Here is an 840-nt window from a genome sequence, read left to right on the forward strand (position 1 = left end):
CTGTATTGTAACGACCACATCGAAACCTAACTCAATTTGATTTTCACACCACCCTCGTYACTTGCGGTCCGGAAAAAGCTGCTCGAGCATGATAAGGATCCGTTTGCGGTCTGGATCGGTAAGTGGTTGATTTTTATAAGTTAGATCCGGAAATGTGAGTAATATTGACAATTCATTTAAATCCTCATCCGATTCACGAAAATCACTATACTTTTTCTTTCTTTCCCACATTTTTTCAGCATCACTTACCGTTTTCTCTATCTCCTCATCATCTGATAAAAAATCAAACACAGGGATGTATCCTGCCTTATACATCAACCCAGCATACGAATATCCCAGCGGATCGGCTAGTTTTTTTAGTATGTCTGGTGATGGTATTCCACGTTTTCCATTTTCAATATGAGAAAGATACGGTTGAGAAACATTAGATGCACTCGACAACTCAACCAGAGTCATTTCCTTATCTTTACGGAGCTGTTTAATAAACTTACCAAACTCTAACGAATCCATAATCCAACCTCTTTCTAAAGTGTGATCCCTCACTATTTTATTTCTATTGCTATTATTCTATCAAAGAGTATTGCAATTGAAAAGAGTTGGTGGTAATATAGCAATAGAAATAATATTTCAAGTGAAATATTGTGAGAGGTGGTGAACTAAATGGAACGAATGACATTAGAGGAATTGGCAAAGTACATCGGTGCGTCTACAACCAAAGTCTATTCAATGGTTAAGGCGAACGAGATCCCACACTACAAGATCGGAGCGAAGATCTTGTTCCGGAAAGCAACAATTGACACGTGGATCTCGAGGCAGGAGGGTCAACCCACAGCAAAATAA

At 38.7% G+C, this 840-nt stretch carries 2 protein-coding genes; one reads left to right on the forward strand and one right to left on the reverse strand.

Features of this window, described 5'->3' with window-relative positions; genetic code table 11:
- Positions 1-57: 57 nt before the first annotated feature.
- A complete protein-coding gene (locus AC1DWB_RS36355) occupies positions 58-510 on the reverse strand; it encodes a helix-turn-helix domain-containing protein (RefSeq protein ID WP_477545902.1) in 453 nt (150 codons plus the stop codon).
- Positions 511-660: 150 nt separating this feature from the next.
- Here AC1DWB_RS36355 and AC1DWB_RS36360 point away from each other — a divergent pair, with 150 nt between their 5' ends.
- On the forward strand, positions 661-840 hold the full coding sequence (locus tag AC1DWB_RS36360; protein WP_477545901.1) for a helix-turn-helix domain-containing protein: 180 nt from the start codon (positions 661-663) through the stop codon (positions 838-840).

The organism is Paenibacillus sp. P4_E11 (genome assembly GCF_056401635.1).